The sequence below is a fragment of the Moraxella equi genome (assembly GCF_002027555.1).
In the GTDB taxonomy this organism is placed as follows: Bacteria; Pseudomonadota; Gammaproteobacteria; order Pseudomonadales; family Moraxellaceae; genus Moraxella; species Moraxella equi.
In genome coordinates this window covers 1-9,351 of sequence record NZ_MXAP01000036.1, presented here as the reverse complement: position 1 = coordinate 9,351, position 9,351 = coordinate 1, and the positions used below count along the sequence as shown (strand labels likewise).

The window sequence follows — 9,351 nt, the reverse complement described above, 5'->3', positions numbered from 1 at the left end:
GTTGGGTTGTAAATTCAAGAATAAAAAATGCTTGTGCTACAATAAATGGGCTTGTTTTAAATCCATCTAAAAAGGAAAAACTCATGTTCAAAAACTTCGCCTCAGACGCTCTTGGCTTGTCCGACATTGGCAAAATCATACCGCCTAGCCAGTTTAACCAAACCGACATTGATGACTATATTTTTCATGAAGATAATGAACGGATTTATTTTGTCATCAAATCAAAAATGGACGAATACTGTTTTACCAACACCGCCTTTATCCATTTAGACGGGCAGTCCGCCACGAGCAAAAAACGTACGCTAAAACGCTATCCTTATCGTTATTTTGCCCCAAGTCAAGTCTCCATTGAGACAGCAGGGACGATGGATTTGGACGTGGAATTAAAGTTTCATTTGGGTGGTTTGGCGTTTAGCATTGACATTGACAAAAGCCAAATCGAAGGCGTGCGAGACATTTATAAGGCATTGACTGCCATTGCCGAGCGTTGTCAGGCAATCCGCCATGATGAGATGGTGTTAGAGAAGACCTTTGAGACGGTAACAGGCATGTTTAATTTAAAAGACGTGCCAGAGGCGGTGATTATGAGCTTGCCTACCGTCATCAATCAAACCGTGCAAAAAGTGGAAGCAGGCTATAACGAACGCCTAAATGCCATTCGCCAGTATGACTTTGGGGCAGTGTTTGAGCATTATTTGCGTGACTAACGGTCAAAATAGGATAAACTAAAACCGCCCCGAAATCACGGAGCGGTTTTTATGGCAAGCTGATTATTTTAGCACTTCTGCCATGCTGTTTGCGACATATTCCACGTTGGCGTTATTTAGCCCTGCGATACACATACGCCCGTTTTCTACCATATAAATGGCAAACTCATCACGCAAGCGGATAACCTGCGGGGCGGTTAGTCCTGTAAAGCTAAACATACCACGCTGTTTGGTAAAGTAGCTAAAATCACGCTCAGGCAATTTTTCGGTCAAGACGTCTTGGAGCTTTTGACGCATTTGTCGGATACGGTCTCGCATCTCGTACACCTCGCCAACCCATTGATTGAACAATTCATCATCATTCATCACGGTATCCACCACCGCATTACCGTGAGACGGTGGGCTAGAATAGATACGGCGAACGGTGAATTTTAATTGCCCAAGCACAACGTCCGCTTCTTCTTTGGTGGGGGCAACCACCGACAAACCGCCAACACGCTCGCCATAGAGCGATAGGTTTTTGGAGAATGAGTTTGACACAAACACGCTCAAGCCTTTTTCTACCGCTAGGCGAATGGCGTACGCATCGCCGTCCATGTCATCGCCAAAGCCTTGATAGGCGATGTCCATAAAGGGGATGAGTTTTTTGTCTTTGATGATGTCAAGCACGCTATCCCATTGCTCGTTTGACAAATCCACGCCTGTGGGGTTGTGGCAACAGGGGTGTAGTAGCACTACGTCATTTTCGTTTAGGGTGTTTAAGAACGCACACATTTCGTCAAATTTGACGCCAATGGTCGCTCCGTCATAGTAGGGGTATTTGCCAACTTCTAGTCCCGCCCCTTCAAAAATGCTGATGTGGTTGCCCCATGTTGGGTCGGATACATAGCATTTGGCATTGGGAAACCATTCGTGGATAAAGTCCGCTCCGACTTTTAAGGCACCAGACCCGCCCAAAGTGGCAATCGTGGCAACTCGCCCGTCTTTGACGACCTGACTGTCTTTGCCAAACAGTAGCTCTTGGCACGCTTTTTTGTAACCTGCCAAACCGTCCATCGGCAAGTAGCCACGGGGACGAGGTGGGCTTGCGATACGTCCTTCAGCGGTTTTGACGCATTCTAGGACGGGCAATTTGCCGTCTTCGGTGTAGTACACGCCCACGCCAAGGTTTACCTTGATGTCGCCTCGTGGGTCACCTGCAAATTTGTCCATGAGACCCAAAATCGGGTCGCCAGCATAGGGGGTAACGTGTTCAAACATAACAAATACCTTTGTTGTTGTGGATAAAAAACTGTGTCAGTATAACGCAAAATCAGGCGGTTGTGGGGAAATTTTGTTGTTTTTGGAGATACGTTTATCAGCCAAATAACACCGACTGCTTACCATCAATCTCAACAATGAGCTTTCCGCCTAGGGCTTGGACGTATTTTTTGATGATGGCGTATTCGGGGTTGTCAGCACTTTCCATTTGGCAAATGGCGGATTGGGACACGCCAATTTTGTCGGCAAGCTCGGCTTGGGCGAGTTTGGCATTTTTGCGAAGCTCGCTTAGACGGATACCAACCAAAGTGTCGGCAACTCGCTGTTCTATCTTATTACGGCGTTCGGTAGGCAGGCTTGCCATGTGGTCGGCTAGGTTTTTGTAAGTTTTCATAGCTCATTATCCTGTAAGTATTCGCCATAAATACGTTCGGCAAGGGGTATCATGCGTTGATAAAAATGTTTGTCGCCTGTTTTGTCGCCTGCACCAGCAAAATGACCTGTCTTTTTAGGTCATAAGCCACGCTTTCTTGTTCGCTTTTGACTTAGATTTGTCAGCCATTCGGTAAAATGCTCGGTCATTAAAACGGTGTACAAGATTTATCCCCTTACCAAAATGATAAGTCAAGACTTATATTTTTCAACTCATTCTATACCGCCTTGTTCTATACCGCCTTGGGCTTACTGACCAAAAAATCCCCAGCGTTATTAATCAAAAATTCCTTAAAGGCAAGAGCGGCAGGCGACAGCGAGCGGTTTTTGTGGGTGTAGAGTAAAAACTTGCGTTCCACCACAGGCTCGCTGATGGGTCGCATGACCAGCCCGTATAGCTCAACCCATTCGGCAGCGTAGAGCAGGCATAACGTCACCCCAAGCCCCATTCGGGTCATGCCAAGGGCGGTTGAGAGAAAATTAATCTCAAAATCGGGGTTAAAGATACGACTTGAAATGTTATTGGGAAGTTCGTTTTGTAGGCTTTTAATAAAAGGTCCGTTTAGGGTAATGAGCTTTTCATCAAGCAAGTCCGCCCATGTAATTTCATCTTTTTGGGCAAAGGGGTGGTTTGGTGGTAGCACCAGATAAAAAGGCGAACTAAACAGCACATCCACATTCAAGTCATCAGAATAAGGACGCTCAGGGGCGACCCCCAAATCAGCTTCTAGGTTCTCGATATGCTCAACCACATTATCCACCGAGCAGTCGGTGAGCGTGACCTGAATGTTGGGGTGTAGCTCACAGAATTTAGCGACAAATTTGGGCATGGTGGACGCAGACAACTGCTGAGAGACAGCAAGGCGGACGTGTCCTTGGTGTAGCGATTTTAGGTTATTGACTTTTTCGTTGAGTACCGACATCTCGTTGAGTACTCGCCGAGCCTGTGGCAGTAGCCGTGAACCTGCGTCTGATAGGTGTAGTTTGCGTGTGGTGCGGTCAAATAGTTTGACATCAAGATTTTGTTCTAACTCCTTGATCAGACCGCTTAGGGCGGATTGGGTCAGGCACAGTGTCTCGGCAGCCTTGGTAAAACTGTTTTGCTCGGCGACAAGCACAAAGGCTTTTAGTTGGCGTAGGGTAGTACTCATTATTATTAACCTTAATAAATATATAAGATGATATTATAAATGATAATTGCCAAGATACAAGGGGGCGGAAAAAATATTTTTTGGGTAAAAATTAATCGGATTTGCTTGATAAAATACTGGATTTGGCAATGATGTAGAACACGTTGAACATTCACAACAATCTCACCCACTGACAAACAAAAGCCAAAGCCACAGTACCTTGATAACACACCAGTAGCTTATCATGCCTTGTAGCAACCGCTCTAAATCTTTTGCATTTTGAGATTTATGTTGGGTATTTGTTTGTGGATTGTTAGAGATTGGTGTGGTATTATTAAGCTTATTCATAATTGATTGGTTTTGAGTGTCTAATGATGGATTCTAAGAGTTTGGATATAAAAATTCTACTGATTGTTTTTTGGGAAATGGTGATTTTTCCAAAATTTGTTTATATTATTGTTCCTTGCATTTTGTTTTCAAGCTTATTTTTTATCCCTGATAATTATGATGGTTTTATTGCATACGCTAAAACTATGGATGGAACAATTCAAAATAAATGGATTTATGACACTGTATTCTTTTACCAGATATTCATTTTATTTTTGGTTTTTTGCAAGAGTCTTATTTTAGGTTTGACAGATAGAAATCGGCAAATTATATCAACTTATGTAAGAAAAGTTATTAGAGAAAATCATGGTGGTTATCCGAACACAAACCCATTGCATTCTGCATTTTATTTTCTATTTCTAGCTTGCATATTTATTTTTTTTAATGTTTTTGATGAATATTCCGAATTTGAAAGAACAGACGTTGCAAGAAATGGCAACTATATCTTTAACTTTATCATACAGTTTTTTGTCAAAACACAACTTTTTATAGCATTTTTTTTAGCGGTCTTTGTCCGAAAAATAGAGGAGAATAAATATGTCTTGTAAAGACTTAAATAAAGGCAACTTTGATGATGGCGTAACCTATTTGGGTGCGACTTATGATGGTGCATGGAATACATTTAAATCTCATATGAATCCGCCAGATAGGTTGTCTGATGTTGGAAAATATAGCTTTTCCAAATTCGGCAATGGATTGACATTGCTACAAATGGGCAACCATGCTTTGCATGGTGAGTGGTCTAATGTTGCACAAGATGTTGTTGTTTGGAAAGCTAGCTCTTTGGTATATGCTGGTATTGTCGGTGCGTTTGTGCCAACCATACCAGTTATTATCGGAGCAACCATTGCCGCAACAGCCACAAGTATATACCTAAATCGTCTGATTGATGGGCTTGAATGTGATAGCCACGAAAAATTCAAACCACGCCCTACCGAATCCCCCACCCAAGGTTACGCAAAACAATACTACGACCCCATCATCCTGGACCTAGATGGTAATGGTGTGGGTACGGTGTCTAAGTTTGGCGTGCTATTTATGATGAGCGGGGGAGCGATGTTTGACCATGATGGTATTGCTACGGCGACAGGATGGGTAGCGGTTAATGATGAATGGTGGGAGATGGTGGTGTAGGGACGGTATTTTTGAGATTTATGTTGAGTATTTGTTTGTGGATTGTTAGGGTGTGGTATGATTAATCTTATTCACTTGTTCATAATCGACACTTCTTAAATGTGTGATGATGGATGGTTAAAAGCCTGTGTTTTAGGTTGAGCAACAACAAAATCTAACAAAATCAAGATTGGATCAATATGCCAACCTATAGATAGATTGTTGTGATAAAATTAATAAGCATTAATTTTGGGGTGGTATATTAAATATGAGTGGAGATGATGAAAATTTTGAGATAAAGGCCATCGTATCCGTTGTAAAAGATATGGTGTTTTTTCCAAAAATCACTTATCTATTACTACCAGCCATTATCTTTGGTGGTTTATTTTTTGTGCCTGAGAATTATACAGGATTTACTTTCTTTGCCAAAAATATGGATGGTACTTATCACAACAGATGGCTATACGACATGATGGCTATATATCATTTTATTCTGTTTTTGATTGTTTTTATAAAGGTATCTTTTTTTGAAATGTCTATAAATACTAAGGTTGTCATTAGAAAAAATATCAAGCAAAAACTGTCGCTTGGCTATGGAAATACGCCATACTATGCAAGACCTTTATTAACAGGATTTATTTTTCTATTTTTGGCAATTCTTATTGCTTATATTACCAGTTATACTATGTATCCACCCTATAGAAATGGGGGAATGACCAATGACAATCACTTTGTGAATTTCTTTTATCATATAGTATTTAGGGCGGTACCTATCATATTTTTTATTCAAGGTTTTGTTTATCAATTGGAGGTTAAAAATCATGTATTGTAAAAAAAGACAATGATTTAGACAATAAATTTACTTATGTTATGTCAGGTATTGATGGTGCCTGGAATATGGCTAATTCTCATGTAGATAAACCGCCTTCTTATGCTCCACTTGATAAGTATAAATTTTCATGGTTTGGAAATATAGCGACCGTAACACAAATGGGGGTTCATGCTTGGCATGGAGAATGGTTTAATGTAGCACAAGATGTGGTCTCATGGAAAGCTAGTTCTTGGGCTTATGGAGCTGCATTAGCAGTTGGGGGTCCTGGTGTTCTCAGTATAGCAGTAGCGACAGTTATTGGCGTGGGAGTGGGAGTTGGCGTGAACATGCTCATCAATTATCTTGAGTGTGAAGATTATGAGAAGTACCAAGCATTAAAAGACGAATCCCCCACCCAAGGTTACACAAAACAATACTACGACCCCATCATCCTAGACCTAGATGGTAATGGTGTGGGTACGGTGTCTAAGTTTGGTTATCATGGAGCGATGTTTGACCATGATGGGGATGGTATCGCTACGGCGACAGGGTGGGTGGATAAGTCCGATGGACTGCTGGTGCGTGATGTGAGTGGCGATGGCAAGATTAATGATGGGTCAGAGCTGTTTGGGGATAATACACGCCTTGCCAATGGCGATCTTGCCACAAGTGGCATGGAGGCACTTGCCGACCTTGATGATAATGGTGATGGCGTGATTGATGCCAATGATAAGGCATTTGGTGAGCTAAAAGTATGGCAGGATAAGAATGGTGATGGCGTTAGCACTGATGATGAACTCATAAGTCTAGAAGAGCTTGGCATTGAACGCATTGACCTAAACAATAAAGAGACTGTCAATAAAGAGGTTGATGGTGGTATTATTAAAGAACAAGCGACCTTTGTAAAGGCAGACGGTTCGGTTGGTACTTTGGCTGATGTCAACTTTGAGGCAGACAGCATTCATACTCGCCATCTAAATAAAGTAGAGCTAAGCGATGCAGTCAAGGCACTGCCAAGTGTCTATGGCATGGGCAGACTGGCTGACATACAGCAGGCAGCGATGAAGTCTGATGAGCTGGCTGATATATTAGGAAGATACAGCAAGGCAACCACAAGAGTAGCTCAAAAGGCACTGCTTGATGATTTGATGCTTGCATGGTCAAAGACAGATGTCTTATATGCTGACACTGATATTAAAATCATGAAACAAGAAAATATCAAATGGATAGACATGTCATCATCTACCATGTTAGGTTCATCAAATGGTGGGCGTGGCGGATCGGCAACCATCAGCGATATGTCTGATTTGTCAATATCAGAGACGCTAGGAAGCTCTAACTCATCATCTAATAAGAAGGATATACCCGTCCATACGGTTAGACTAACACCAAACCAAGCTTTGCCTGATTATATTGTCAACCAAAGACCGCCAGAGAATGCCAATGAAAAACTTAAACATCAAGTAAAATTCGTCGATGCAATGATGGGTATAACACCGACAGAATACCTATATGAAGTCAACAGAAGTCAAACCAAAATCTTTGAAGACAAATATAATGAAGTCAAGGACAGACTCTATCACAATCTACTTAATCAAACCATCTTAAAACCCTACCTAGAAGCCATCGAAGTTTATACCAATGGCAAAGAAATGGTGATGGACTTTACCAAGTTTGAGGAAATGCTACTATCCAAATATCAAACTCGTCCATTAGAAGCCTTAGAGGACTTAAAGGATTTAATCAAGTTAAATGGCGGTGTTATTGAAGTTGGTGGCTATGAAAAAGCATTTGCACTACTCCAAGAATGGCGAGATGAGTTATCTGACAAATATAATCTCAAAGAGTATATTGATAAGATGTTTAAAGAGTTTGATGTTGCCCATGCAGACAAATCAAAACTCAATAACATCATCAGTCTAGATGATAAAGGTAATAAAACCTATAACGCCAATGCCAGTAATGATATCATCATGATTAATGCTAAAACTGGCAAAACCGTTCATGGCGGTGTTGGCGATGATGTGATTGTGTCTGGTGTGGGCGATGATTATCTGTCAGGTGGTGATGGTCGCAACACTTATGTCTTTACCAAAAATTGGGGTAGAGATTTTGTGCATTATAACAATGTAGGCGATGGCTATGACAAACTTGTCTTTGCAGGTGGTCGCCATACAGATTTTGATTTTTATCGCCAAAGCAGTAATCTTATTGTCAAGTCAGGCGATAATCAGCTAACCTTATTAGGTGCAATGGATGCATATTCCACCAAAGAAGTTTATTTTAAATTTGATGATAAAATAATTTTGCTCACAGAGATTTTGGAAGAGCCGATACAAAACCTACCAGTATCGCAAAACGATATTTACATCAACGGATGGCGTGGTTCTGATATTTTAAATGGCAATACAAACAATAATCAACTCTTTGGTTTCGATGGTCATGACGTGCTGATTGGCGGCATTGGCAATGATATCTTGACAGGTGGTGCCGGCATAGACAGTTACCATTTCTCTTTGGGAGATGGTATTGATACTATCATTGAAGAAGATTATTCAAAAGAAGCAAGTCATATTATCTTTGATGATATTACTTCCGATGAGATTGGGCAGGTGATTTTTAATGGCAATGACTTAGTTATTCACTATGGCAATGCTGACAAAATTATTCTAAAGAACTATCTAAATAATAGTAATAACGCTAAGTTAAGTATCGGTTTTGCTGACGATGGTGTTTGGTATCATGAAGACTTGATGTCTAAGGTGGTGTTCATGGGCGGTGATAGCCATGATGTTATTAGAGGAACGCTAGATAATCATCTTAATATCATTAAAGGTTTATCTGGTAATGACACCTTGCATGGCAATATCCATGCCATCAATCACGTCGAGGGCGGAGACGGCTTTGATACTATTTATGGTGGTAATAACCATGATATTATTCATGGCGGTGATGATAACGACACTTTGCATGGCAACGGTGGCAATGATATGCTACATGGCAATTTGGGCGATGATTTTCTTTATGGTGGTGAAGGTAACGACATCTTGGAGGGCAATGCAGGGCATGACACCTTATTTGGCAATGAGGGCGATGACATACTCATTGGCGGTGATGGCAATGATTGGCTAGAGGGCGGAGAAGGTGCTGATACCCTCATCGGTGGTCTTGGCGATGACGTGTATATTGTTGATGAATTTGACACCTACCTTGAAGAAGGCAAAGACTTAGAGGGTGGTTATGACACCATTCACATCGCCTCTGATTTCGATTTGTCTGCCAATAACTTTGAGGCGGCAACCTTGCTAGGTGATGGTAATTTTAATGTTATTGGTGATGAGTTTGATAACATCATCACGGCGAATGGTGGTAATAATCATTTGACTGGTGGTCTGGGTAATGATACTATTTATGGCAATGCAGGTGATGACACTCTTTATGGTAACGAAGGCAATGACACTCTTTATGGTGGTGATGGCGATGACCACTTAGACGGCGGCATGGGTGCCGA

Annotated in this window: 8 protein-coding genes; 5 read left to right on the top strand and 3 right to left on the bottom strand. The window is 41.4% G+C overall.

Annotated elements, in window-relative coordinates; all coding sequences use genetic code 11:
* Positions 1-83: 83 nt before the first annotated feature.
* Entirely contained in the window at positions 84-707 is a 624-nt protein-coding gene (locus B5J93_RS03775; RefSeq protein ID WP_079324736.1) for a PH domain-containing protein, read from the top strand.
* Between the two features lie 63 nt (positions 708-770).
* Here B5J93_RS03775 and B5J93_RS03770 read toward each other — a convergent pair whose 3' ends face one another.
* The 3 genes from B5J93_RS03770 to B5J93_RS03760 all read right to left on the bottom strand — a co-directional run bounded on the left by B5J93_RS03770 (position 771) and on the right by B5J93_RS03760 (position 3,550).
* Positions 771-1,967 (bottom strand): amino acid aminotransferase, encoded by a 1,197-nt coding sequence (locus B5J93_RS03770; RefSeq protein WP_078273627.1) that lies wholly within the window; start codon positions 1,965-1,967, stop codon positions 771-773.
* 97 nt (positions 1,968-2,064) lie between these two features.
* Positions 2,065-2,361, bottom strand: coding sequence for a helix-turn-helix domain-containing protein (locus tag B5J93_RS03765; protein WP_079324734.1), 297 nt, complete (start codon positions 2,359-2,361; stop codon positions 2,065-2,067).
* Between the two features lie 271 nt (positions 2,362-2,632).
* Positions 2,633-3,550 (bottom strand): LysR family transcriptional regulator, encoded by a 918-nt coding sequence (locus tag B5J93_RS03760; protein WP_079324733.1) that lies wholly within the window; start codon positions 3,548-3,550, stop codon positions 2,633-2,635.
* Between the two features lie 350 nt (positions 3,551-3,900).
* On the opposite strand from B5J93_RS03760, the gene B5J93_RS03755 reads away from it, so the two are divergent.
* The 4 genes from B5J93_RS03755 to B5J93_RS03740 all read left to right on the top strand — a co-directional run.
* The gene (locus tag B5J93_RS03755) at positions 3,901-4,464 is read left to right on the top strand and encodes a hypothetical protein (protein ID WP_029103623.1); all 564 of its coding nucleotides are present in this window, start codon (positions 3,901-3,903) and stop codon (positions 4,462-4,464) included.
* Positions 4,454-5,050 carry a hypothetical protein gene (locus B5J93_RS03750; protein WP_079324732.1) on the top strand — a complete coding sequence of 199 codons (597 nt, stop codon included), beginning with the start codon at positions 4,454-4,456 and terminating at the stop codon, positions 5,048-5,050. Before B5J93_RS03755 ends, B5J93_RS03750 begins: the two co-directional genes overlap by 11 nt.
* Positions 5,051-5,297: 247 nt before the next feature.
* Positions 5,298-5,861 (top strand): hypothetical protein, encoded by a 564-nt coding sequence (locus B5J93_RS03745; protein WP_079324730.1) that lies wholly within the window; start codon positions 5,298-5,300, stop codon positions 5,859-5,861.
* Positions 5,862-6,187: 326 nt separating this feature from the next.
* The coding region (locus tag B5J93_RS03740) for a calcium-binding protein (protein ID WP_228144858.1) at positions 6,188-9,351 on the top strand (3,164 nt) is incomplete at its 3' end.

What these genes read in the sequence shown, in the direction of transcription:
- B5J93_RS03770 (WP_078273627.1), bottom strand. Translation starts at nt 1,967, where the DNA reads ATGTTTGAACACGTTACCCCCTATGCTGGCGACCCGATTTTGGGTCTC.
- B5J93_RS03775 (WP_079324736.1), top strand. Translation starts at nt 84, where the DNA reads ATGTTCAAAAACTTCGCCTCAGACGCTCTTGGCTTGTCCGACATTGGC.
- B5J93_RS03755 (WP_029103623.1), top strand. Translation starts at nt 3,901, where the DNA reads ATGATGGATTCTAAGAGTTTGGATATAAAAATTCTACTGATTGTTTTT.
- B5J93_RS03745 (WP_079324730.1), top strand. Translation starts at nt 5,298, where the DNA reads ATGAGTGGAGATGATGAAAATTTTGAGATAAAGGCCATCGTATCCGTT.
- B5J93_RS03750 (WP_079324732.1), top strand. Translation starts at nt 4,454, where the DNA reads ATGTCTTGTAAAGACTTAAATAAAGGCAACTTTGATGATGGCGTAACC.
- B5J93_RS03760 (WP_079324733.1), bottom strand. Translation starts at nt 3,550, where the DNA reads ATGAGTACTACCCTACGCCAACTAAAAGCCTTTGTGCTTGTCGCCGAG.
- B5J93_RS03765 (WP_079324734.1), bottom strand. Translation starts at nt 2,361, where the DNA reads ATGAAAACTTACAAAAACCTAGCCGACCACATGGCAAGCCTGCCTACC.